The organism is Rhizobium sp. BT-226 (assembly GCF_025847085.2).
Classification (GTDB): domain Bacteria; phylum Pseudomonadota; class Alphaproteobacteria; order Rhizobiales; family Rhizobiaceae; genus Rhizobium; species Rhizobium sophorae.
Genome location: NZ_JAOYTI010000001.1, coordinates 1,799,970 through 1,823,137, shown reverse-complemented (window position 1 = coordinate 1,823,137; position 23,168 = coordinate 1,799,970). Strand labels below are relative to the sequence as shown.

The window sequence follows — 23,168 nt, the reverse complement described above, 5'->3', positions numbered from 1 at the left end:
CAAAGCGCTGCAAAAACCGTTAAAGCCACCGGAGCGTCCCGGTAGCACCGGAACGCCTGCTTTGGCGATTTGGTTCCGAAGGCCGGAAAATTGCGTCTCAGGCGGCCACTCTGGTCGATTCGTTGAAGAAAAGAGCTTGGCTGATCAGGGCCTTAACCATGTCGGGATTGAAGGGCTTGGTGACAAGGAAGGTCGGTTCGGGGCGCTCGCCGGTCAGCAGCCGTTCCGGGAAAGCGGTGATGAAAATCACCGGCACGCTCGACGTCTTGAGGATGTCGTTGACTGCGTCGATACCGGAGCTGCCATCGGCAAGTTGGATGTCGGCCAGCACCATGCTCGGCTTGGTCTTGTTGTAAAGTGCCACGGCCTCGGCATGCGTGCGGGCAATGCCGGTGACGCGATGGCCGAGGCTCTCGACCATCTGCTCGATATCCATGGCGATCAGCGGTTCGTCCTCGATGATCATGATATCGGTGGCGACCTGACGCGAAATCTCCTGCGACGCTACGTCGAGCAGGTGCATAACATCCTGTTCTTCGGTTTCCAGGATCTCGGCGATTTCGGCGACGCGGAAATTCTCCACGGAGGCGAGCAGGAAGGCCTGACGGGCACGCGGTGAAACCTTGGAAAGATTCAGCGTGGCGCGTTGCTCCCAGGCATAGGGCGAGGTCGGCTCCGGAATCTGGACTGCGGTGGAACCAAACAGCTGCGTGAACAGTTTGTAGAGTGCAACCCGGTCGTTCGCCGTATCCGGGAAAATCGATAGATCGGCGATGATAGCTTCGAGAACGGCCGCGACATAAGCGTCGCCTGAAGTCTGAGTGCCGGTAAGGGCGCGGGAATAGCGGCGCAGATAAGGAAGGTGCGGCGCAATCCGAGTAGAAAGTGTCATTAATGGGCTCCTGCATACAGGCCGGCATTGGCTTCAATGAGCGGTTAACGTCGCCTTGATAAAAAAGTTCCGGAACCGCAGGAACTTTTTTCGTTGCGCCGCATTATTCCAGCCGACGAAGAAAGGGCGTAGGGTTTTGACCCATGCAACGGCAAATGCCAGCGACATCGAGAATGGAACGTTCGATGTCGATGGTTGAAATCGTGTTTGATCCCATCCACGCCCCCTAGAACAGGATGATTTTAGGCCGGGTCGGCCTAAAATCTGAATCCTGTTCTAAATTAGAAAGTTAGAGCATGATGTCGTCCGAAAACCGCTCCCACTTTTCGGCATCATGCTCTGGACAGACAACCGGCGAGAAGACGAATTGATGACTACACGCAAGAAAGAAGCAGCCGATCAGCGAAAGCTGGAGCTGCGGGCAAGCGACATCCTGGACCCGAACAACCAGATCGGCGTCAGGCTGCGGTCGCTGTATTCGGCCGCACAGGATGAGGCGATTCCCGATCGTTTTCTCGACCTTCTCGAAAAGCTCGACCATGCTGAAATGATGGCTTCTGCCAAGATGGCCGAATAGGATCGCTGCATGGAAGACAAATCGCAACCCAGCTTCAAGCGGGAATTGCTGGCGGCACTCCCAAGCCTTCGCGCTTTCGCGATCTCGCTCATCGGGCGGCACGACCGTGCCGACGATCTCGTCCAGGACACCATCATGAAAGCCTGGGCCAAACAGGATCATTTCGAGATGGGCACCAATATGAAGGCCTGGCTCTTTACGATCCTGCGCAACGAACTCTACAGCCAGATGCGCAAGAGCGGCCGCGAAGTGCAGGACAGCGACGGGCTGTTCACTGAATCGATGGCAATGCACCCTTCGCAATATGGCGCGCTCGATCTGCAGGACTTCAAGAAGGCGCTCGACCAGCTGCCGCCGGATCAACGCGAGGCGATCATCCTCGTCGGCGCCTCGGGTTTCTCCTACGAGGAGGCGGCCGAAATCTGCGGCTGCGCCGTGGGCACCATCAAGAGCCGCGTCAACCGGGCCCGTCAGCGGCTGCAGGAGTTGCTGCAGATATCAGGCGAGGCTGATTTCGGCCCCGACGCCACCTCGGCGCCGCTGACATCGAAGGCCTTCGCGTTCTGATTAGAAAGGCCGGTTGCTATTGGGGGCGCCGGCTTTTTTGGTTTGTAGGGATGGGAGAAGGAGGCCAAGCCACGCAGTGGATTGCTAGTCAGGGCAATACCTCTCCTCCCTCATTCCTGTGCTCGTCACAGGAATCCAGTGCGCCCAAGTCCTTGGGCGCGAAAGACTCTTTCCTGTTGAGGGTATTTGGGTTCATTCACGGCGCGGACGCGCCGTGGCTGGATTCCTGTGACAGGCACAGGAATGAGGGAGGGTGGGGTGGGCGTACCTGACTAATCTTACGTTGGTGCTGCGTGAGGTGGAGTAAGTCCCTCATCAATCTCAATCCTCGCGCTTCGAGCCCACCAAATTGGCCGCGACGATTGCTGCCAGAACACCGGCGGTCAGGAGCGGCTGGGCGCGGATAAGACCGAGCCCGACCGTTGCCATCGATTCCAGCGCCGCACGGCGTTCACGGGCGCGGCGTGCTTCCCGGGTATTGATGATCGACATCGCCACCAAGGCGATGATGGCGATCAGCAGCGCGCAGGCCGCCAGGAAGAGGGCAGCGCCGACCGGGCCGTAGATGCCGGCAAGCCAGATAGCACCGGCGGTGACGGCCAATGCGTAGGCGGTGAGGAGGAAGAGGAAGGCAAGCGCAATGAAGATGCTATTGCGCTTGGCGCGTGCAACGGTCCGATGCACGCTTGCGCCCGTCAGCAGGCCGAGGATCGACAAGAGCATCGCGCTTCCTCAGCGCCGAGCGAGGAAGGCGATGGCAAGGCCGAAAACGGCAGCGGCGCCGATCGTTGCCAGCGGATGCTTGCGCACGGTCTCGCGCATTTCGGTCGCGCCGCGCTCATAGCCGTGCTGCAATTCGCGCAGCAGATCCTCGCTACGGCCGAGCAGTTCCTCATAGCCGGCGCCGGCCTGGCTGCGGATTTTTTCGCCCTGATGGCGCGAACTCTTGCCGACAAGGCGTGTCAGTTCCGCAAGTTCGTCGCGAAGCGCCTCGACCTGCTCCTCGATGCCTGATTCCAAATTGTGGAAGGTACCGTTGCGGCGGCTGCGGCCGGACTGGAAGATAGAATAGCTCATGGCTGTCTCCATTGGCTGGGGCGCGCGCAAGCCCGCCTATTTCGCACGAGGGTCACCACCGTCCGTTGCATGAATGATATCGCCCGGCATTGACCCAGATCACTGCCAACAACGTCCCGGACGATCAAAAGTTCCGCCCGCGCCGTGCTCAGGGGCGGGAAACGGCGCTGTGGGCGAGCACGAAGGGCGTGCCATCTGATGGTACCTGGTTGATGCGCAGCGCGCAGCCGAACACCGAGAGCATCGTTTCGTTCGTCAGCACTTCACCGATGCTGCCCGCGGCGGCGAGGCGGCCGGATTTCATCAGCACGATGCGGTCGGCAAAGAGCGCGGTCAGGTTGAGATCGTGCATGACGGCGACGACACCGCCGCCGCGTTCGCAGAAATTGCGGGCGAGCGTCATGATGGTCAGCTGGTGGCTGATGTCGAGGCTCGAGACCGGCTCGTCGAGCAGCAGCCAGCAGGGCTTGCCGTCGACGACGGGCTCGGCGATCTGGCAGAGCACGCGGGCAAGCTGCACACGCTGCTGCTCGCCGCCGGAGAGCTCCTGATAGAAACGGCCTTCGAAGTCGGTCAAGTCGACGGAGGCAAGCGCTGCCGCCGCCGTCTGCTCGGCCTTGTCGGGATGCAGGTTGAGACCTGACGTCAGGCCCATGCGGACGATTTCGCGCACGGTAAAGGGAAAGGAGATGGTGCTTGCCTGCGGCAGCACGCCACGAATGGCGGCAAGCTGCCAGGGTTTCAGGCCTTTCACCTCGTCGCCGCCGATGCGCACCGAGCCGCCATAGGCAAGTTCGCCGGAGATGGCTTTCATCGTCGTCGTCTTGCCGGAGCCGTTCGGCCCGGCAATCGCCGTCAGCTCGCCGGCCCTTGCCGTAAAAGTGACGTCGCTGATGATGGTCTTGCCTGAAAGGCGCACGGAAACGCCGGAAACTTCGATCATCGCAATGTCACTCACAGGGGTCACTCACAGGGCAAGGCGCGAACGCTGCCGCAGCAGTATCCACAGGAAGAACGGCCCGCCGACCGCCGCGGTGATGATGCCGATCGGCAGCTCGGCCGGGGCGACCAGGGTGCGCGCCAGGACATCAGCGAAGATCAGCAGAGAGCCGCCGAGAAGAGCTGCGGCCGGCAGCAGGAAACGATGGTCGGGGCCGATTGCCATGCGCAGGATATGCGGCACGACGATCCCGACGAAACCGATGCCGCCGCTGACGGCGACGGACGCGCCGGTCGCCGCAGCGACACCGACGATCGCGACATTCTTCAGCCGCTGCACTGGAACACCCATATGAAAGGCGGCCGCCTCGCCGAGCGTGATGGCATTGAGGCCGCGCGCCATGAAGGGCAGGGCGGTGAAGGACAAGAGGATGATCGGGCTGGCGGCGGCGATCTTCGTCCATGTGGCGCCGGCAAGCGAGCCCATGCTCCAGAAGGTCAGGTCGCGCAGCTGCTGGTCGTTGGCCATGTAGATCAGCAATCCCGTGACGGCGAGGGCGAGGGCGCCGAGCGCGATGCCGGCAAGCAACATCGTCGCCACCGAGGTCTGTCCGTGACGGGTGGCGATCCTGTAGAGCAGCAGCGTCGTGACGAGGCCACCGCCGAAGGCCGCCGCCGGCAGAGCGTAGATACCGAGAAGCGCTGCGAGCGGAGCTGCGAGGCCGCCGCCGAGCACGATGATGGTGACTGCGCCGAGGCTTGCGCCGGAGGAGACGCCGACGAGGCCGGGATCGGCCAGCGGATTGCGGAACAGGCCCTGCATCACCGTGCCGGAGACGGCCAGCGAGGCGCCGATCAGGAAACCGAGGATCGCCCTGGGCAGGCGGATATCAAAGATGATGATCCGGTCACGTGTGCTGAGCGCCGCCTCGGAGCAGGCCATGTTGCTGATGACGTCGAGGATCGAAGCATCCGAGGCGCCCGTCGTTACCGAAAACAGCATCGAAAAGACCGAGGCGACGACAAGCAGCGCGATCGCCAGCAAGGCGAGCCGCGTCCTGTCGCCCACCTGCCTGATTTCGCGGATGTCCGCCATCGGGAATCGTCGCCTTTGTTCCATCATGGCTTGCGGCAGGGCCATGATCAGCCCCCGTAGATCGCCGTGTTGAGCTCACGCGCGGCGGCTGCTGTGCGCGGGCCGAAGCCGAGCAGGTAGGCGCCATCCATTCGGATGATCGCCTTTTTCTCACCCGCCGGTGTCAGGGCGATCGCCGGCTGAGCCAGCAGGTCCTCGTTCTTGGTGCCGGCGCCGTCGCCGCGATTCATCATCAAGATGATGTCGGGCTTGGCTTCGATGATCGCCTCGTCCGTCAACGGCTTGTAGCCCGGGAATGCGCCGACGGCGTTGATGGCGCCGGCGAGCTTGACGATGCCATCGGCGGCCGTGCCGGTGCCCGATGCCATGATCCGGCCGTTCTGGGCGCTGAGGATGAAGAGAACGCGTTTGCGCTCGGCCTCCGGGCGCTTTTCGGCATCGGCGATCGCCGCATCGAGATCGGCCGCAACCTTTTCTTCAAGCGCCTTCGCCTTGTCGGGCACGCCCAGCAGCGTGCCGACACGGTCGATCTTGGCGATGATGCCGTCGCGGGTAAAGGCGCTCGGCACGGTCTCGAAGGGCACGCTGGCATTCTTCAGCACACCCAGCGCTTCCTGCGGGCCTGAACCTTCGACGGCGATGATCGCCGTCGGGTTCATGGCGAGGATGCCTTCCGGCGAGAGTGCGCGCATGTAACCGACGTTCGGCAGCTTCAGCGCCGCCGCCGGATAGATGCTCGTCGTATCGCGGGCAATCAGCCGGCTTTCCTCGCCGAGCGCATAGACGATCTCGGTGATGTCGCCGCCGACCGAAACCAGGCGCGACGTGTCGAGCTTCTTTTCCTCGGCGTGGGCGACACGGATGAAGGCGAAGCCTTCGACTGCCGGCGCCGTCGGGATCAGCGGCAGCGCCATGACCACCGCCGTCAGGGCCAGTTCCCAAGTGCGGATCCGGCGCAGATTATTACGCATCGTCATCGTAGCGATCCTTATGCGGCCACGCTTGCTGCCCGCGGGAGGTTTTCCATGATCTCGCGCCACTCGGCGCGTTCGTCGGAACCTTCCTTCCGCTTGCCGAAGAACTGGATGATCATCTCGCCGTCGGCATTGTAAGCCTCCAGCGAGGTGACGTGGCCGTCCGCGGTCGGCTTGCGTACGGCCCAGGTCTCGGCGATGTGATCCTGGCGCAGATGCAGGTGAAAGGTCGGGTCCATGATATTGATCCACGGACCCATCGGCTGCACGTTGAAGATCGGGCCGGAATGGATCTGGACGATGCCGTTATTGGCGACGAAGCACATGATCGGCAGGCCGGATTTCACCGAGGCATGCATCATGTCTGCCGTCGCGCTGTTGTCGAGCTTCCAGGCATAGTCGTCGCCGACGGTGCGCACGGCAGCCTGGCGGCCGATCTTCAGGCGCTTCAGCATGCCGAAGAATTCATGCGTATCGGTGAGCTTGCTCCAGTTGTCGCGCAGCTCGTCGCGGCTGACGTCGGCGGTTTCATCGACGGCACTTAGGGTCTCGGCCTCGATGAATTCCTGCGACTGATCTTCCAGCTTCAACTCGGCGACGATCGCGTGATAGGCCTCGACATTCGAGCTCGGGCGCAGGTGCACCTTATGCACGGCGTTGCCCGCCTTGTCGAAATATTGCAGGCTGAGGCGCTCCTGATCGCCATCCTTCTTGGATACGGCGAAACCATGCTCCCAGCGGCTCGGGAAGATGCGCAGGTCGATGTTCTCGCCGAGAACGATCGCGGCCTGCGCACCGCTCTTGATGTTTTCGAAGATGCCGATCTTCTCGTGAACGGCACTTTCGTTGCGCGACAGCGCCATCACTTCGCCGAGGCCGGCCACGCGCTCGAGAAGCTTCAGCGCGCTGCCATCGATGCGCGTCACGCTGATGCCGGTTTCGGCGGCGACGAGGGCTGCCTCGGAAATATTCAGCTGGGCGGCGATATCACGCTCGCGCATCTTCGGATTCTCGGCGCGAAACGCACGGATTTCGGCTGGCGCCGGTCTTGTCTGTTCGGTCATGTCCTACCCTACTTATTGAGAATGAGTTTGCCCTGACGGGTGATCTTCAGGCGATAGACCAAGCCGTCGTGTCTTATCATGATCTCGTTCGTGCCGCGGAAAAGATCCGCGCTTTCGACGATCCGGTGCTGCGCCGCAGGCTCGCTCTGCAGCGGCACCTGTTTAAAGTTATCTGGCTTTTCAACCATCATTTCGGTTGGCAATTCCGTGAGGCCGGTGATCAGGGTCCCCGGTCGTGATGACAATTATCTTGACTTTATTACTCATAGTTTTTTAAAGACGCAATAGGAGACTAATGCAGTCAAGTTTTTGAGATTGCTGATATGAGGCCGCCTGGCGGCGGTTCGCGACAATGGCGGAGAAGATGATGACGGGTAGGTTTGCGGCTGTTGCAGCCGGCATGGTGATGGCGGTTTCGGGCGTATGCCAGGCGCAGGATGCGACAACCGCCAAGTTGGATGTCGAACTTAATGCTCTGGCGCCATCGCAAAAGGGCTGCATGATGACTTTCGTCGCCGAGAACAATCTCCAGACCCCGATCAACAAGATCTCCTTCGAGCTTGCCTTTTTCAACGACAAGAATGCCGTCGACCGCATCACCGTGCTCGACTTCCGCGATCTGCCGCAGGGCAAGAAGCGCGTGCGCCAGTTCGATATGCCGAATGTGAAGTGCGACACGGTCACCCGCATCATCATCAACGACACGCCGGTCTGCGACGGTCCGGCGGCGGGCGAATGCATGAAGGGTCTCGTCACCCGCTCGCAGATTTCCGTTCCCTTCGAGGGCTAAGAATACGCCGGGAATGAATCCCGGCGGGCATGTCCAGACTGTCCGAGGCATAAGATGGCAATTTCAGCGAAGTCCAGATCGAGACAGGTGCTCATCGGGGAGCCGGACGCTGACGGCAGTCTGAACGACAACCACATGCATCCCGGCCACGAGCTTTCCGACCTGCGCAATGTGCAGCGTCAGCCGGCCGGTGAGGCGGTGGTCCACTATGCGCGCTTCGCGCAGATCTCCTCCTTTCCCGATCATCCGGAGACCGCGTCGGCTGCTGTCGCCGCCGCGCCGCCGATGGATGCGGCGGTGGAAAAGCAGAAAGACGAGAAGACACCGGTGCGGCGACGGGTGGCGCTGACTTGTGTCTGTTCCCTGATCTTCCATGCGACATTGGCCGCCGTGCTGATCGTTGCCTTTCCCAAGGCGCCTGAGGAGGCGGTCGAAGAAGCGGGCGAAGCCATGAGCGTGGTGATGTACGGCAACTCGGATGTCGACCAGACTGCTGCCGGCGAAACCGAAGTCACGGTGCAGGAAGAAATCATTCCGGAGACCGTCGAGCCGGATAAGATCCAGCCGACCGAAGCGGCGGAACTTCAACCGGAAACCGTTCAGCCGACCGAAGTCGCGCCGGTCGAGACCCAGGATACCGTCCAGCAGGCTCCTCCTCCCGAGGTGACGCGCGTCTCGCCTGGAACCGTCACCGCTGCGGAGCCGGAGATTCTCGTTTCCGAAGTACCGGCTGAAACTGCTGTCGCGCAGCCGATGTCGACCGTCGTTCCGGAAGAGCAGAAACCTGCTGAAGAGATCCCCCCGGAAGTTCAGCCATCGGAGGTGCCGCCTGTCGCTGCTGCCGAGCCCAAAGAGGTGAAGCCCGTCGAAACGGCGGAAATCCAGCCGGAACCGGAGGTGCCGCAGGAGATCGTGACGCCGACGCAGAAGCCGAAGGTGGTGGCGCAGGAAAAGCCGAAGCCGGTCGAGAAGAAGCGCCCGCCGAAAAAGGCTGCCGGTTCGAAGGGCGAGGCGCAGCAGGATTCTGAACGAGGAGTCGCCGAAGGTAACGCGACGGCTCAATCTGATAGCAATTCGCGTTCGGCCGGCAATAACGACGGGATCGGAACTGCGGCCAATGCCAATTACGACGGAAAGGTTCGTAGTCGCATTCGTCGTTCAATCAGAACACCTCGTGGCGTCGAGGGAACCGTGGTCGTCTCGTTTTCAGTGAATGGCAGCGGCGGCTTGACTTCGGTTCGCGTCACACGCGGTTCCGGCGTGCCTGAAATCGACCAACTCGCCGTCGAGGCTGTTCGGCGCGCCGCACCATTTGGCCCGACGCCCGGTGGGAACGGGAGGAACTTCACCTCCTTGCCAATCACAGTGAATTAATATGATAAAAACAATCAACTTTATACTTTACTCTAAAAATCAAGTTTAATAAGGTCCACCCGCACACGCAGGAATCGTGTGACGATCAACGAGCGAACGGGTGGCATATGGCTCGCAAGGGCAAGAAGGGTTCGAACCGGGAGGTCCGCGATAGCGCGGGCGAGGACGCCGGTCAGGCATCCCTCGGACGGTCCAAACTGGATGGCCGCAGTTTCCTTTATGTCGGCGGTCGTGACTGCCAGGTGGCGCATCTTCGCCAGATCGCCAGCAATTTCGGCGCTGAGCTCATCCACCATGATGGCGGTCTGCGCGAAGCGGTTTCCCGCATCGATACTCTGCTTCCCTCGGTCGACTGCGTCTTCTGCCCCATCGACTGTATCAGCCACGATGCCTGCCTGCGGGTGAAGACCGGCTGCAAGAAGTTCAGCAAGACCTTCATCCCGCTTCGCAACGGCAGCAAATCCAGCCTGGAGCGTGCGCTGCAGACGATGAACGAACGAGACAATTCCCGATGAACGACCAGCGCCCCGACGGCTTCACCATGATCGGCCTGCATAAGCTTGCCGCGCAGACAGGCGAGGGCCTCGTGCCCGAACTCTACGAACTTTTCCAGCAGCATGCCGAACGCCAGCAGATCTACCAGAATGTGACGCTGTTCCCGACCTGGGAAGCGCGCATGCCCGGGGAAGCGACAACAAGATCGCTTGGCCCAGCAGCGGCAAACGGCGATAATGTTCTCGCCTTTCCCTTGCGTTCTGCAAGGGCGGGCAAGAGGAAAGCGTAAGGAGATTCCATGTATATCGCAATGAACCGCTTCAAGGTTGCAACCGGGAGCGAAGGCGATTTCGAGACGGTCTGGCGCAATCGCGATTCCAGCCTGCCCCAGGTGCCCGGTTTCGTCGAATTCCGGCTGCTGCGCGGAAAGGCCAACGAAGAGGAGGGCTATACGCTCTATTCCTCGCACACGGTCTGGAAAAGCGAAGCGGATTTTCAGAACTGGACGAAGTCCGAGAGCTTTCGCGCAGCGCATCGCAATGCCGGCGATCACAAGGCGATCTACAAGGGGCCGCCTGTTTTCGAAGGCTTCAACGTGGTCGACGGCATTTAAGACCTGGCCCTTATGGGATGCCGGCGCCGCTTGCCCCCTCTTCTCCCCAGCGGGGAGAAGGTGGCCCGTAGGGTCGGATGAGGGGGCCACACGGCACGCCATTCATTGCTCTTCGCTTGCGTCCAGCGCATTCGCGGCTCTGCCGCTCACCCCCTCATCGCCTCGCTATCGCTCCGGCACTTCTCCCCGCTGGGGAGAAGAGATCTGTAGCAACGTCCTCGGCTTCCTTTTGCAGGGTGAGAAAGTTTTGAGCTGAATCGTAAGCAATATTCCGAACTGTCTCTCTCACGCCTTAACCCGAAACACCGCACCCGCCGCCACAACAAGCCAACCCAGCATCATCGCCCAGCCGCCGGTCGGCGCGGCGTAGGGGAAGAGGCCGGAGCCGGAAAAGCGCAGGGTGACGAGATCACCCGCAAAAAGCAACGTTCCGACAATCATCAGCAAACCGGCCAGCCAGGCGGTTCTGAGCCTGTTGTTGCCGAGAGCCAATGCCAGCAGGGCAGGGGCGTGGGCAAGACACATGGCAGATGCGGATGCCGCAAGATTGGCCTCGCCGCCGCCATGGGCAGCAAGGGCGCCAAGCGCCACGCCGGCTACGCCAAACAGGCCGGCGAAGAGATAGAGCACCGGCTCCAGACGCGCGTTCAAGCTCATGGTCAATCCTTATCGTCAGGGGGCCTTGTCCTCGGGAGCCTTGTTCTGCATGTGATGGGCGAGCCGTTCCACCGGCGCCCAGATGAGATCGCGCAGCGCCTGGCTTGATATCGTCTCGTCCAGGGCGCGGCGAAAGCAGAGCAGCCACTCGTCGCGCTCGACAGAGCCGATCTCGGCGACGAAATGGCGGCTGCGCAGGCGCGGATGGCCGCGCTTGTCGGTGTAGAGCGGCGGGCCGCCGAGATAACCGCTCATATATTCGTAGAATTTCTCTTCGCTGCCCACAAGGCTCGGCGGATGCACAGCGCGCACGTTTCTCGCCTCCGGCAGCGTGTCCATCAGCTCGTAGAAACGGTGCGTCAGCGCCCGGACGGCAGGATCACCGCCGATCGCCTCATAGAGTGTGGTGACCTTCTCCGTCACGAAACCATCCCCTTTACCTCAACCATTCCCCGGCCTCTTCATGCACCGGGCGGAAAATGATCGCAACTGTCATCAAGGTGCCGCGGCATTTCGCGCATTATGCCGGATAGCAGGGGCTGCGGCCGATTCTCCTTGACAAAACCGTCCGGACGGTATCTTTTATCTGCATGTCGAACGCTCATCATCGCAAGAAGCAGCCCGTGTTCGTGCGCCAGCAGTTGCTGGAGGTCGCCGCGCGCCTTGCTGCCAGCGACGGCATGGCGGCCGTCACGCTCGATGCGGTTTCCGCCGCGTCCAGCGTCAGCAAGGGCGGGCTGCTGCATCACTTCCCAACGAAGAATGCGTTGCTCGATGCCCTGTTCGAGAGCCTGCTCGAAAAGTTCGACGCCGATATAGAGGAACTGATGCGCGGCGATCCGCTGCCGCAGGGCCGCTTCACCCGCGCCTATCTCAGGGCAGTGTCCGGTCTCAAGGAACGTTCCGACGATTCCAGGAGTTGGACGCAGGTAACGATCGCGCTTCTTGCCGAACCCCGGCTGCGTCTTCGCTGGCGCCAATGGGTGCAGGCACGAGCCGAGGAATATATCGGCACCGATTCCTCCCTCGACGCACAAGTCGTGCGTTTCGCCGCCGACGGACTTTGGTTCGCAGACACGTTGGAAAGCCATGATTTCAACGGCGTTCTGAGGCGGGATCTGATCGATCGCCTTGTCGAACTGACCGGCAGGTAACTCGAAAAGGAATTCGCCATGAGCCAGGCCGCCGTCTACGGGCTGCTGTTTGCAGCCATCGTGCTCGAAGTCATTGGCACGACCGCGCTGCAATTGTCGCAGCAGTTCACTCGCATCGGGCCGACGACACTCGTCGTCGCCTGTTATGCGGCCGCCTTCTATTGCCTGTCGCTGACGCTGAAAAGCATCCCCGTCGGTATCGCTTATGCAATTTGGAGCGCTTTGGGAATCGTACTGATTTCCTCGGTCGGTTTGGTGTTCTTCAAGCAGCGCCTCGACCTGCCGGCAGTCCTCGGCCTCGGGCTGATCATATCCGGCGTTTTGGTCGTCAATCTATTTTCTAAATCGGTTTCGCATTGATATTGCTGCGATATTGCCAGGCGGTTTTTCCGTCTTCGGCCGGTAAATTTTCCCCTTTGTCAAAATACTGACAAAGGTCTATGTGTTCCTTGGACGTGGAGGAGACGAGGCGCAGCCAACGCCGTTTTCCAAAGCGCTTTGAATTCTTCTGCTTTCCCGCCTATCGATACTTCCAGGTTCCACAGGAGCACATCATGGCCATTCGCACCGTCGTCTGGGGAGAGAATATCCACGAGAATACCAACGAAATCGTCCGGGGGATCTATCCCGAAGGCATGCACACGACGATCGCCAATGCGCTGAACACCGATCCAAGTATCTCGGCGACGACGGCGACGCTGCAGGAGCCGGAACACGGCCTCAGCGAAGCCCGTCTTGCCGAAACCGACGTGCTGACCTGGTGGGGCCACAAGGATCACGGCGCGGTCTCCGACGTCGTTGTCGAGCGTGTTGCCAAGCGTGTCTGGGAAGGCATGGGCCTGCTGGTGTTGCATTCCGGCCATTTCTCCAAGATCTTCAAACGGCTGATGGGCACGCCCTGCGCGCTGAAATGGCGCGAGGCGGGCGAGCGCGAGCGACTGTGGACGATCAACCAGCGCCATCCGATCGCCGCCGGCATCGGCGAGCATTTCGAGCTTGAGAACGAGGAAATGTACGGCGAGCAGTTTTCGGTGCCGGAACCGCTCGAAACGGTGTTCATCTCCTGGTTCCAGGGTGGCGAAGTGTTCCGCTCGGGCCTGACCTGGCGCCGTGGCGCCGGCAACATCTTCTATTTCCGCCCCGGCCACGAGACCTATCCGACCTATCACGACGTCAATGTCCAGAAGGTGCTGATCAACGGCGTGAAGTGGGCCTATAACCGCGAAGGGTCGTTGACTGGTATCACCGACGCTCCAAATGTGCCGGTAGAAAAAGCACTGGAGCCGATCGTCGAACGCGGCCCGAGACTGCACCAGGCCGGCGAAGCCGGTTACCGCTGAGGAGCATCCATGCGACTACTCGTTCTTGGTACGGGGGTGATGGCGAAAAACCAGCTCGCCCGCTTCCCCCTCATCGACGGCGTGACGGTGGTCGGCGCCGTCGACACCGATCCCGAGCGGCTTTCGGCCTTCGCCGATAAGTTCAACATCGAAAAGCGGTTTCTTTCCCTGGAGGAGGCGATCGCCTGGGGTGAATTCGATGCGGCGACGAACGTCACGCCCGACCGCATCCATCACCCGACGACGATGGCGCTGATTGCCGCGGGCAAGCATGTGTTCTGCGAAAAGCCGCTGGCGGAGAACTATGCAAAAGCGCTAGAGATGACGGAGGCGGCAGAAAAGGCCGGCGTCATCAACATGGTCAACCTCACCTATCGCAACGTCGCGCCGCTGCAGCGCGCCCGCGAGATGGTGCTCGCCGGTGAGCTCGGCACGATCCGGCACGTGGAAGCTTCCTATCTCCAGAGCTGGCTGGTGTCGCGCGCCTGGGGCGATTGGCGCACGGAATCGACCTGGCTGTGGCGGCTTTCCACCGGCCACGGCTCGAATGGCGTGCTCGGCGACGTCGGCATCCATATTCTCGATTTCGCCGCTTATGGCGCGGCGACCGACATCGACCATGTCTTCGCACGGCTGAAGACCTTCAACAAGGCGCCGGGTGGCCAGATCGGCGAATATCTGCTCGATGCCAATGACAGCTTCGCCATGTCCGTCGATTTCGCCAATGGCGCGCTCGGCGTCATCCATGCCAGCCGCTGGGCGACAGGGCATCTGAACGAGTTGAAGCTGCGCATTTATGGCGAGAGGGGCAGCCTCGAGGTCATCCATCGTCCCAGCGGTTCCGAGCTGCATGGCTGCCTCGGCGAGGGTGTCGAAACTGCCACCTGGACGCAGATCGAAGTTGAACCGGTGGCGACCAATTACGAGCGTTTTGCCGAGGCCGTGGCAAGCGGCATCCAGCCGGACCCGAACTTCCGCCACGCCGCGAACCTGCAGAAGGTGCTCGACCTCGCGATGGTGACCGAGCGTGAGCGGCGCGAACTGAAGGTCTGATCCTGCTTCACTGACAAGCCGCTGTTTCGACGGCGGCTTTGCAATGCATCGGCGTGTCGATCCGCTTTTCGTTTGTGAGAATTTCACGCTATGCTTCTGCATGGGCAGCGCGAGGCTCTCCTTTGGTCCGTTCGTTTACGATCCCGTGACAGGAAGCCTGTGGCGGGACGGGAAGTCCGTTGCGACAGGACCGCGGCCGGCAGCGCTGCTCGGCATGCTGCTGGAGGCCGAGGGCCGCGTCGTCACCAAGGCAGATCTGATGGAGCGGGCCTGGCCGGGGCTTGCCGTGGAAGAAGGCAATCTCACGGTTCAGATTGCCACGCTCAGGAAGCTTCTCGGCGCAAGGCCCGATGGCACCGACTGGATCGTCACCGTTCCCAGGGTCGGGTATCGCCTGTCGCGCCAGGACGATGCCGGGATGGCGCCTGCGGCGCCGCAGCCGCCTTCCGTCGCCGTTCTTCCCTTCGTCAATCTCGGCGGTGATGCCGATCAGGATTATTTTGCCGATGGCGTGGTGACGGAGATCATCACGGCTCTCGCGCGCTTCACTCCTTTTCGGTCGTCTCGCGCTATTCCGCATTCGTTTACAAGGGACGCAGCATCGACGTGCGAGAGGTGGCCAAGGAATTGGGAGTACGCTACTTGCTCGAAGGCAGCATCCGGCGGGAAGGCGCGCAGGTGCGCATCAATGTACAATTGGTCGATGGCGTGACGGCGACCAATCTCTGGGCCGATCATTTTGAAGACGGCATCAGCCGCATCTTCGCTTTCCAGGACCATATCACCGAACGCGTCGCCTCGATCGTCGAGCCGGCGATCGAGATCGCCGAAATCCAGAGGTCACGACGCGACCGGCCGAACAGTCCGGCGGTTTACGATCTCTATCTGCGTGCGCTTGCCGCGATCATCGACGAGTCGATCGAAAGCAACGCCGCCGCCTATGTCTTGCTGCGGGAGGCGCTCGCTATGGAGCCGGAAAATGCGATGCTGCTTTCCCATGCCGCCTGGGCGCTCGAACACCGCATTACCATGGGCTGGCCGCGGCTTGGAGAGGACGACAAGGCGGAATGCATCGGCCTTGCCCGTCGCGGGCTTCAGCATTCGGCGGGCGATCCCCGCGTCATGGCTCATTGCGGCATGGCGCTGTTGCAGGTGGGCAAGGATTATGAAGGCGGCATGGCCGTGTTGGAGGCCGCCGCGGCCGCCAATCCCAACGATCTTCTGGTGGCCGCCTGTTCCGGCATTGCCGCCTTGCATTGCGGCGATATCGAACATGCGCTCGAACGCCTGCATCGCGCGGTGAGATTGGGACCTCGCGATCCGGATGCGCGTTTTTCGCTGACGGGCATCGCCATGGCTGAAATCTTCCGTGGCAATTACGAGGCAGCACTTTCATACGCGTCACGTTCGCTGGCGCTCAATGCCCATTTCGACCCGACCTACTGGATGCTGATCGCCGCACATGCGCATCTCGGCAATATGGAGCAGGCGCGGCAGTTCCTGCGCGCGCTCGCAGCGATTGCACCTGATGTAACGCTGGAAGGCATTCTGGCAGGTCAACCGGCCAAGGATCCCCAGCGTTTTGCGCCGGTTCTGGAAGGGCTGGCGCGGGCCGGCATGCGGCCGCGCCCATAGGCCTTTGCAAGTTTTTGCAGCTTTTAGTCGGACTTTAAGGACCCAGCCCCGTCGCTTCGGCCACGCTGATCCCATCAGTCAGGATGGAGGATCGGCTCATGCTTTCCAGCATGCATATTCTATCTCTCAAACAGGGCCAGCTTTACGGCGACCGAATTCCGATAGAGGCGCTGCCACAGGGGTTTACGTTGCCACGGCACCTTGTCGTACTGTTCTCGCTGATCGTCGGGTGGCCCGAGCGCATGAAAAAAAGCCCCGCCGAAGCGGGGCCGGAAGTTGCCGAGCCGCAACAGGCGGCTTCGGTTGCCTGATTATTCTATCACCTGCACCACGCGGTGGGTGCGGGGTTCGACAATCACGTGTTGATTGTTGATGACCGTATAGGCATATTTCGGATTGTCAGGCACCGGCGTCACGACGACGTCTGCCGGAAGCGGCTTGCCGACGACAATTGGTTCCTGGACGACCACTGAAGCGGTCGGGGCCGGCTGCTGCTGGACATAGGTGACGACCTCGCGCGGCGGCGGATCGACAACGGCACCGGCGACACCGCCGGCCACGCCGCCAATGGCAGCACCCACGGGGCCGCCGACGATTGCGCCGGTTATGGCGCCGCCGGCTGCACCGGTGACGGCTCCGTCAGCCAGCGCATTGGTGGCGAGCGACGAAAGCGCAAGGGCGCTGGAGACAAGTAGGATCTTGTACATTTTTGCTTCTCCTTTACTGGGGTTGCGCTTGGGTAACGACCGCGTCAATCCGAGGTTCCGGCAGGGGAGAGTCACGCTTTGGAAGGCCGGTTCACATTCTGTGAGGCGGCTGAAGCATTGGTTATTCCAGCCGCCGGCGGAAGAGCCAAGCGGCGGCGCTGAGGGTGACGGCAGCAATCAGCGCCAGCGGGATCGTCTGGTTCACCACTTCGCTCAACGGGATATCCTTGAGGAAAACGCCTTTGACGATCACCAGGAAATAGCGCAGCGGATTAACGAGCGTTACCGGCTGCAGCCAGCCCGGCATGTTCTCGATCGGTGTCGCGAAGCCGGAGAGCAGCATGGCTGGGACCATGAACAGGAAGGCGCCGAGGATCGCCTGCTGCTGTGTCATCGACAGCGCCGAGATGAAGAGGCCGAGGCCGGCAACCGAACCAAGATAGAAGATTGCACTGCCGTACAGCAGAAAGAGCGAGCCGCGCAGCGGCACTTCGAAGAGGAAGACGGCGGCCAGGATATAGACGGTGATGTGGAAGAGGCCGATCATCATCGGCGGGATCAGTTTGCCGATCAGGATCTCGTGGATGCGTAGCGGCGAGACCATCAACTGGTCGAAGGTGCCGAGTTCGCGCTCGCGGGCGATCGACAGCGCCGTGACGATGAGGCCGATCAGCAGCGCGATGCTGGCGATCAGGTTCGGCACCATGAACCATTGATAGGTCAGGTTCGGGTTGAACCAGTTGCGCGGCACTGTCGAGACGATGTCGGCACCGGCACGTTTGCCGGCCGGCGTCTCGGCGGCAAGCGCCGCCCCGATCTGCGAGAGATAGCCCGCGACGATCTGCGAGGCGTTGGAGCGGCGGCCGTCGAGCACCACCTGCAGGTCGGCCGGCGTACCGGCCTCAATATTCCGGGAAAAGTCCGGGCCGATCTCGACGACGGCAATGGCCGTCTGGTTGTCGATCGCCACCCGGACCTCCGCCTGGCTTCCTGCAATCTCGATTTTCCGGAAGGTCGGCGAGCCATCGATACGCTCGATCAGTTCCTGGCCCCAGTGACCATTGTCGCGGTTGAGGATCATCACGTCGACATTGCGGACTTCGAGCGTCGCCGCATAGGAGAAGACGAGAAGCTGGACGATCGGTGGGCCAATCAGGATAGCGCGGCCCTTGGGATCACGCAGGACGGCGAGCAGCTCCTTGACGATCAGGGCGTAAAGCCTTGTCCACATCTCAGCCGATCCTCTTTCTGGTGCTGCGGGCCGCCAGCACGAACATGATGGCGCCGATCGTCAGCATCACGCCGATTGCCTGCAGAAACATCGGCCAGATGTCGCCGGCGAGGAACACCGTCTGCAGGCTGGGGATCAGGTAGCGCGCCGGCACGATGAAGGTGATCCACTGGATCACGGTCGGCATGGAATTGATCTCGAAGAGGAAGCCAGACAGCAGGAAAGCCGGGAGGAAGGCCGAGATCAGCGCCAGCTGCGAGGCAAGGAACTGGTTCTTCGTGGCCGTCGATATCAACAGGCCCTGGCCGAGCGCCGGGATCAGGAAAGCGGCCGACAGCGCGTAAAGAGCGGCGACGGAGCCGCGGAACGGCACGCCGAAGAGGAAGACCGCAAGCAGCACGCAAAGCGTCATCGAGGTGAGGCCGAGCAGGAAATAGGGCAGGATCTTGCCGGCGAGCAGTTCGACCGCCGTCACCCGTGTCGCCATCATCGCCTCCATTGTGCCCCGCTCCCATTCGCGGGCGACGACGAGCGAGGTCAGAAGCGTGCCGACCAGCGTCATGACGATGGCGATCGAGCCGGGAACGAGGAAATTGCGGCTGGTCAGTTCAGGGTTGAACCAGAAGCGCTGCTCGACCGAAATGGCGGGACTGTGGGAGGCGACGTCCGCCTGCCTCTGCCGCTCCCAGTTGGCAACAGTGCCTTGGGCATAATTCTGCACAAAATTCGCCGTGTTCGGTTCGGAGCCATCGACGATCACCTGGATACCGGGCCGGTTGCCGGCGGTGTAGCGCGTGGTGAAATCGGCGGGGATGACGACGATGCCGCGCAGCTTGCCGAGCACGAGGTCTTCCTCGAACAGACGACGGTCGCGGCCGATGGCCACATCGAAATAGCGCGAGGCCTGGAAACTGGCCGACAGATCCTGCGTCAGCGGCGTCATCCCCTCGGTCACCAGGCCGATGCGGGTGCGGGTGGTATCGAGTGAGACGCCGTAGCCGAAGAGAAAGAGCAGGATCAGCGGCAGCACGAAGGCGATGAGGATACTGCTCGGATCGCGGATCGCCTGAAAGCTTTCCTTGCGCACCAGAGCTGAAAGACGCCGAAGTCGACCGGAGGAGGCGCTCATGCGGCATCCTCCGCTTCCGATTGCTGTACGAGGGCGATGAAGGCGTCCTCCATCGTCGGGTTCGGCAGCTCCTTGGTCGCGACGCGGGCCTTCAATTCATCGGGCGAGCCGAGCGCGATCGAGCGGCCGCGATAGATCAGCGAGATGCGGTCGCAATATTCCGCCTCATCCATGAAGTGGGTGGTGACGAGCACCGTGACGCCCTTTTCGACCAGGGCGTTGATATGCGTCCAGAATTCGCGTCGGGTGATCGGATCGACGCCGGAGGTCGGCTCGTCGAGGAAGAGGGCGCGCGGCTCGTGCATGACGGCGCAGGCGAGCGCCAACCGCTGTTTCAGGCCAAGCGGCAGGTCCTTGGCCGGCTGGCTGACATGGCGGCCGAAATCGAAGATGCCGGCCATGAGATCGATGCGCTCGCGCCGGTGTCTTCCGCGAAGGCCATAGACACCGGAGAAGAATTCGAGGTTCTGCATGACGGTCAGATCGCCATAGAGCGAGAATTTCTGCGCCATATAGCCAAGCTGGTTGCGGGCCTCGGCGGCATCGCGGCGAAGGTCGAAACCGGCAACGCGACCTTCGCCGCCGGTCGGCTTCAGCAGGCCGCAGAGCATCTTGAAGGTGGTGGATTTGCCGGCGCCGTTCGGGCCGAGCAGGCCGAAGATTTCGCCGCGGCGGATATCGAAGCTGATATTGTCGGCAGCGGTGAAATCGCCGAAGCGCTTGGTCAGCCCCTTGGCCTCGATCACCGGCCGGTCGTCCTCGCCTTTCGTCGGTTCTTGCGCCTCGGCCAGTCTCGATCGGCCGCCAGGACCACCACCCAGCATGTCGATAAAGGCATCCTCGAAGCGCGGCGGGGCAGGGGTGAGCGTTGCGCCATCGCCGGCCGAGCCGATATCCGGTTTCTTGTCCTTGGCGGCGACGAGGCGGATCGCTTCGCCCTGGATCACGCCGTCGATGACGCCATCGGCCTGCAGAAGCCCGGCAAGCACCTGCCGGCGGCGCCCTGTCATGCCCGAGACGCGAAAAACTCGGTCGCTGACGCGGCCGGTCATGTCGGCCGGTTTTCCCGAAAACAGCAGCTTTCCCTGGTTCAAGAGCAGCACATGGTCGCAGGCTTCAGCCTCGTCGAGATAGGCGGTCGACCAGAGGACGCCGATACCTTCCTTCGTCAGGTTCTCGACCATCTTCCAGAGGTCGCGGCGTGAGATCGGATCGACGCCGACGCCAGGCTCGTCGAGCAGCAGCAGCCGCGGCTTCTTCAGAAGCGCGCAGGCGAGGCCAAGCTTTTGCTTCATGCCGCCGGAGAGCTTTCCGGCGAGCCTGCCGGTGAAACGCTTGAGATCGGTAAAGGTGAGCAGCTCGTCGAAGGCGCTTGTGCGTTCGCTCTTCGGCAGGTCGCGCAGATCGGCATAGAGATCGAGATTTTCCTGCACCGAAAGGTCTTCATAGAGACCGAAGCGCTGCGGCATGTAGCCGATCGCCGCCTGGATGCCGGCGGCATTCTTGCGCGTGTCGGAGCCGAGAACCTCCATCGTTCCCGTGTCGGGCAGCATCAGGCCGGTCATCAGGCGGATCAGCGTCGTCTTGCCGGCGCCGTCAGGGCCGACGAGACCGGTGATTGCGCCGCCGCCGATCACGCCGGAGACGGCGTCAAGGGCGGCTGGCGCATCGCCGAAGTGCTTGGTGACGCCGTCGATCCGGACGAGCGGCTTGTCGTCCCAACCTGTCTGGGGGCCGGTTTCGGCGGCGGTCATTGTCCGCCCGCCGTCGGCGTCGGAAATCGCACGGTGACCGGCATGCCCTGGCGCAGATCCAGGCCGGGCTTATCAATGACGATCCTGAGGCGGTAGACGAGGTCAGTCCTCAGTTCCGGCGTTTCCACCGATTTCGGAGTGAATTCGGCAACCGGCGAGATGAAGCCGATCGTGCCTTCATAGGGTTTGTCGGGCGCAGTATCGGAGGTGACCGCAACCTTCATGCCGGGATGGATGCGGCCGAGATCGGGTTCGGCGACATAGGTGCGCACCCAGACGGGTTCTGTCAGCGACAACACGAAGACGGTGTCGGCGGGGGAAACGATGGCGCCGTTCTCCCGCACACGGGAGAGGATCACGCCGTCGTTTGGCGCGCGCAATTGGGTATCCTCCAGCGAGGTGCGGGCCGAGGCGAGCGTTGCCTGAGCCGCCTTCAGCTGGGCGTCGGCAGCGTCGATATCCTCGACACGAGAACCTTCCAGCAGCAGTTTCAACGCCTCGTTGGCGGAGTCGGAGCGTGCGGCGGCCATGGCCCTTGCAGCGGTCGCCTGATCAAGGCTTGCCTCGGAAATCGTGCCCTGCGGGCGCAACTGGCGGGCGCGGTCATAGGCGAGATTGGCATTGCGGAGATCGGCGACACTTTCGTCATAGGCGGCGCGTGCCTGGGCGATCTCGGTCGGCCGTGGACCGGCCTTCAGCTTGTCGAGCGTTGCCTGAAGGGCTGCGACATTGGCTTCACCCGAGCGGACCGCGAATTCATAGGGTGCTGCATCGAGCTTTGCCAGAACCGTTCCAGTTTTGACGACGTCGCCTTCGTCAGCATGGAGTTCGGCGAGACGACCGCTGACACGGAAACCGAGCGATACCTGGCGGATATCGACATTGCCGTAAAGGACGAACTCGCGGCGGGCCTCGGGCCACCAGCCTAGCTTTTCGGGCAGGCCGTACCACCAGGCAGCAGCACCCGCCGCAACGAGAAGAAGGATGACGAGGGGAAGGACGCGTTTCATGCTGCACTTCCTCTCGATGCGCCGATGGCATCGACCAGCTCTGCGGCAAGGCCGCGCACGGTTTCCACCTGTTGCGGGCCGACGCCGTCCCACTCCATCTGGGCGAGCACGGCTGCATGGGCGACACGAAAGACGAGGATGCTGCCGAGAAGGGTGAAGGTGCGCAGGCGCACATGTTCCGAGGCGGGATCCTCATCGAGGATAGCGCCGATCAGCCGCCGGCCCATCTCGATCATCGGCCGCATGAGGCCTTGATAGACCCGTGTGAAGGCTTCGGTCGGCTCCATCTGCTCGCGGATCAGGAAGCGCGCCCAGGATTCGGATTCCTTGCCGACGAACAGTGTCACCATGGTCTGCAAAATCTCGGTCAGGAAATGGCGAGCCTCCGCTTCACCAAGCGGTTTGCCCGCAGCGTCGAGTGCCTGTAGATGCGCGCCGACGCGCGCCCTCATGTCACCGACATGGGTATTGATCCGCATCATCAGATATTCGGCGGTGGCGATATAGAGACCTTCCTTACTGCCGAAATAATAGGGGATTGCCTGCAGGTTGACGCCGGCGGCTTCCGTGAGTTGGCGTGTCGAAGCACCGTCGAAGCCATAACGGCCGAAGACATCGAGGGCGGCGGACAGCATCTTCTGACGCGCGATCTCGGCACGGGCGGAGGCCGGTGGCTGGTTGTCGTGTTCTTGGGTCATAACAGTTTTATAACGCCGCCATGTAAATAAGTCAATCGATTGATATATTCGGAAGGTCCTATCATTGTTTTGGTGCCTTCGCTGCAAGGGCAAGAACGTGACCTCGCTCATTGCGGGAAGCGTGGTCTAATTGGGGATCGAGATGTGCCGTTTAGGGTTTCAGCATCGATGGGATCAGGCGATCTCAGCTGTTCTGAAAAGCGTCCGGAAGAAGGCAAAGAGACCCGTGGGAACGGGTCTCTCAGGGTTCTCGGGGTGGGAAGAGGAACCAAGCCTCGGGGTCGGCTGCTAACAGGTAGCGATACAATATCGCTAATTTTCACGACACTAATATGTCTGGTG

Annotated in this window: 28 protein-coding genes and 1 pseudogene; 13 read left to right on the top strand and 16 right to left on the bottom strand. The window is 61.7% G+C overall.

The window, feature by feature from the left end; genetic code table 11:
* Nucleotides 1-97: 97 nt before the first annotated feature.
* Nucleotides 98-892 carry a response regulator gene (locus OIU37_RS09250; protein WP_003542253.1) on the bottom strand — a complete coding sequence of 265 codons (795 nt, stop codon included), beginning with the start codon at nt 890-892 and terminating at the stop codon, nt 98-100.
* Nucleotides 893-1,262: 370 nt separating this feature from the next.
* On the opposite strand from OIU37_RS09250, the gene OIU37_RS09245 reads away from it, so the two are divergent.
* The gene (locus tag OIU37_RS09245) at nt 1,263-1,469 is read left to right on the top strand and encodes a NepR family anti-sigma factor (RefSeq protein WP_003542250.1); all 207 of its coding nucleotides are present in this window, start codon (nt 1,263-1,265) and stop codon (nt 1,467-1,469) included.
* A gap of 9 nt (nt 1,470-1,478) precedes the next feature.
* Nucleotides 1,479-2,036: an RNA polymerase sigma factor gene (locus OIU37_RS09240; protein WP_003542247.1), complete on the top strand. Its 558-nt coding sequence runs from the start codon at nt 1,479-1,481 to the stop codon at nt 2,034-2,036.
* 321 nt (nt 2,037-2,357) lie between these two features.
* On the opposite strand, the gene OIU37_RS09235 is transcribed toward OIU37_RS09240, so the two are convergent.
* The 7 genes from OIU37_RS09235 to hemP form a co-directional block, all read right to left on the bottom strand.
* Nucleotides 2,358-2,759: a hypothetical protein gene (locus tag OIU37_RS09235; protein ID WP_264257168.1), complete on the bottom strand. Its 402-nt coding sequence runs from the start codon at nt 2,757-2,759 to the stop codon at nt 2,358-2,360.
* A gap of 9 nt (nt 2,760-2,768) precedes the next feature.
* A complete protein-coding gene (locus tag OIU37_RS09230) occupies nt 2,769-3,113 on the bottom strand; it encodes a YqjD family protein (RefSeq protein ID WP_171605419.1) in 345 nt (114 codons plus the stop codon).
* A 148-nt stretch (nt 3,114-3,261) separates the two neighbouring features.
* Nucleotides 3,262-4,056, bottom strand: a complete 795-nt coding sequence (locus tag OIU37_RS09225; RefSeq protein WP_264257466.1) for a heme ABC transporter ATP-binding protein — start codon at nt 4,054-4,056, stop codon at nt 3,262-3,264.
* 24 nt (nt 4,057-4,080) lie between these two features.
* Nucleotides 4,081-5,193, bottom strand: coding sequence for an iron ABC transporter permease (locus OIU37_RS09220; RefSeq protein WP_264257167.1), 1,113 nt, complete (start codon nt 5,191-5,193; stop codon nt 4,081-4,083).
* Nucleotides 5,194-5,195: 2 nt separating this feature from the next.
* A complete protein-coding gene (locus OIU37_RS09215; protein WP_264257166.1) occupies nt 5,196-6,125 on the bottom strand; it encodes a hemin ABC transporter substrate-binding protein in 930 nt (309 codons plus the stop codon).
* Between the two features lie 11 nt (nt 6,126-6,136).
* A complete protein-coding gene (locus tag OIU37_RS09210; protein ID WP_264257165.1) occupies nt 6,137-7,186 on the bottom strand; it encodes a hemin-degrading factor in 1,050 nt (349 codons plus the stop codon).
* An 8-nt stretch (nt 7,187-7,194) separates the two neighbouring features.
* Nucleotides 7,195-7,377, bottom strand: coding sequence for a hemin uptake protein HemP (gene hemP, locus OIU37_RS09205; RefSeq protein WP_264257164.1), 183 nt, complete (start codon nt 7,375-7,377; stop codon nt 7,195-7,197).
* A gap of 176 nt (nt 7,378-7,553) precedes the next feature.
* Between hemP and OIU37_RS09200 the strand changes: the two genes are divergently transcribed.
* The 5 genes from OIU37_RS09200 to OIU37_RS09180 all read left to right on the top strand — a co-directional run bounded on the left by OIU37_RS09200 (nt 7,554) and on the right by OIU37_RS09180 (nt 10,458).
* On the top strand, nt 7,554-7,976 hold the full coding sequence (locus OIU37_RS09200; RefSeq protein WP_264257163.1) for a hypothetical protein: 423 nt from the start codon (nt 7,554-7,556) through the stop codon (nt 7,974-7,976).
* Between the two features lie 54 nt (nt 7,977-8,030).
* On the top strand, nt 8,031-9,350 hold the full coding sequence (locus OIU37_RS09195; RefSeq protein ID WP_264257162.1) for a TonB family protein: 1,320 nt from the start codon (nt 8,031-8,033) through the stop codon (nt 9,348-9,350).
* A gap of 107 nt (nt 9,351-9,457) precedes the next feature.
* Entirely contained in the window at nt 9,458-9,865 is a 408-nt protein-coding gene (locus OIU37_RS09190) for a DUF2325 domain-containing protein (protein ID WP_017961700.1), read from the top strand.
* The gene (locus OIU37_RS09185; RefSeq protein ID WP_168314283.1) at nt 9,862-10,134 is read left to right on the top strand and encodes a hypothetical protein; all 273 of its coding nucleotides are present in this window, start codon (nt 9,862-9,864) and stop codon (nt 10,132-10,134) included. Before OIU37_RS09190 ends, OIU37_RS09185 begins: the two co-directional genes overlap by 4 nt.
* Before the next feature lie 9 nt (nt 10,135-10,143).
* Complete coding sequence (locus OIU37_RS09180) at nt 10,144-10,458, top strand: antibiotic biosynthesis monooxygenase (RefSeq protein WP_182210394.1); 315 nt, start codon at nt 10,144-10,146, stop codon at nt 10,456-10,458.
* A 285-nt stretch (nt 10,459-10,743) separates the two neighbouring features.
* Here the strand turns inward: OIU37_RS09180 and OIU37_RS09175 are convergent, their stop codons facing one another.
* Both OIU37_RS09175 and OIU37_RS09170 read right to left on the bottom strand, forming a co-directional pair.
* Nucleotides 10,744-11,115: a DUF423 domain-containing protein gene (locus OIU37_RS09175; protein ID WP_264257161.1), complete on the bottom strand. Its 372-nt coding sequence runs from the start codon at nt 11,113-11,115 to the stop codon at nt 10,744-10,746.
* A 15-nt stretch (nt 11,116-11,130) separates the two neighbouring features.
* Nucleotides 11,131-11,538, bottom strand: a complete 408-nt coding sequence (locus OIU37_RS09170) for a group II truncated hemoglobin (RefSeq protein WP_264257160.1) — start codon at nt 11,536-11,538, stop codon at nt 11,131-11,133.
* A gap of 167 nt (nt 11,539-11,705) precedes the next feature.
* On the opposite strand from OIU37_RS09170, the gene OIU37_RS09165 reads away from it, so the two are divergent.
* From OIU37_RS09165 to OIU37_RS09140, 6 genes and pseudogenes are all read left to right on the top strand, one after another.
* Entirely contained in the window at nt 11,706-12,269 is a 564-nt protein-coding gene (locus OIU37_RS09165) for a TetR/AcrR family transcriptional regulator (protein WP_264257159.1), read from the top strand.
* Between the two features lie 18 nt (nt 12,270-12,287).
* Nucleotides 12,288-12,629 carry an SMR family transporter gene (locus OIU37_RS09160; RefSeq protein ID WP_171605430.1) on the top strand — a complete coding sequence of 114 codons (342 nt, stop codon included), beginning with the start codon at nt 12,288-12,290 and terminating at the stop codon, nt 12,627-12,629.
* A 194-nt stretch (nt 12,630-12,823) separates the two neighbouring features.
* Nucleotides 12,824-13,609 carry a ThuA domain-containing protein gene (locus OIU37_RS09155; protein WP_264257158.1) on the top strand — a complete coding sequence of 262 codons (786 nt, stop codon included), beginning with the start codon at nt 12,824-12,826 and terminating at the stop codon, nt 13,607-13,609.
* Nucleotides 13,610-13,618: 9 nt separating this feature from the next.
* Complete coding sequence (locus OIU37_RS09150; RefSeq protein WP_264257157.1) at nt 13,619-14,662, top strand: Gfo/Idh/MocA family protein; 1,044 nt, start codon at nt 13,619-13,621, stop codon at nt 14,660-14,662.
* Between the two features lie 100 nt (nt 14,663-14,762).
* A pseudogene (locus OIU37_RS09145) lies at nt 14,763-16,297 on the top strand (winged helix-turn-helix domain-containing tetratricopeptide repeat protein).
* 98 nt (nt 16,298-16,395) lie between these two features.
* Entirely contained in the window at nt 16,396-16,608 is a 213-nt protein-coding gene (locus OIU37_RS09140) for a hypothetical protein (protein WP_171604352.1), read from the top strand.
* On the opposite strand, the gene OIU37_RS09135 is transcribed toward OIU37_RS09140, so the two are convergent.
* From OIU37_RS09135 to OIU37_RS09110, 6 genes are all read right to left on the bottom strand, one after another.
* Nucleotides 16,609-17,004, bottom strand: coding sequence for a DUF1236 domain-containing protein (locus OIU37_RS09135; protein ID WP_003542187.1), 396 nt, complete (start codon nt 17,002-17,004; stop codon nt 16,609-16,611).
* A 121-nt stretch (nt 17,005-17,125) separates the two neighbouring features.
* The gene (locus OIU37_RS09130) at nt 17,126-18,235 is read right to left on the bottom strand and encodes an ABC transporter permease (protein ID WP_180694383.1); all 1,110 of its coding nucleotides are present in this window, start codon (nt 18,233-18,235) and stop codon (nt 17,126-17,128) included.
* A gap of 1 nt (nt 18,236) precedes the next feature.
* Nucleotides 18,237-19,364, bottom strand: coding sequence for an ABC transporter permease (locus tag OIU37_RS09125; protein WP_171604350.1), 1,128 nt, complete (start codon nt 19,362-19,364; stop codon nt 18,237-18,239).
* Complete coding sequence (locus OIU37_RS09120) at nt 19,361-21,118, bottom strand: ATP-binding cassette domain-containing protein (protein WP_264257155.1); 1,758 nt, start codon at nt 21,116-21,118, stop codon at nt 19,361-19,363. The genes OIU37_RS09125 and OIU37_RS09120 overlap by 4 nt, the downstream gene beginning before the upstream one ends.
* Nucleotides 21,115-22,128 carry a secretion protein HlyD gene (hlyD, locus tag OIU37_RS09115; protein ID WP_180694384.1) on the bottom strand — a complete coding sequence of 338 codons (1,014 nt, stop codon included), beginning with the start codon at nt 22,126-22,128 and terminating at the stop codon, nt 21,115-21,117. The genes OIU37_RS09120 and hlyD overlap by 4 nt, the downstream gene beginning before the upstream one ends.
* Nucleotides 22,125-22,826: a CerR family C-terminal domain-containing protein gene (locus OIU37_RS09110; protein WP_171604347.1), complete on the bottom strand. Its 702-nt coding sequence runs from the start codon at nt 22,824-22,826 to the stop codon at nt 22,125-22,127. Before OIU37_RS09110 ends, hlyD begins: the two co-directional genes overlap by 4 nt.
* Between the last annotated feature and the right edge of the window lie 342 nt (nt 22,827-23,168).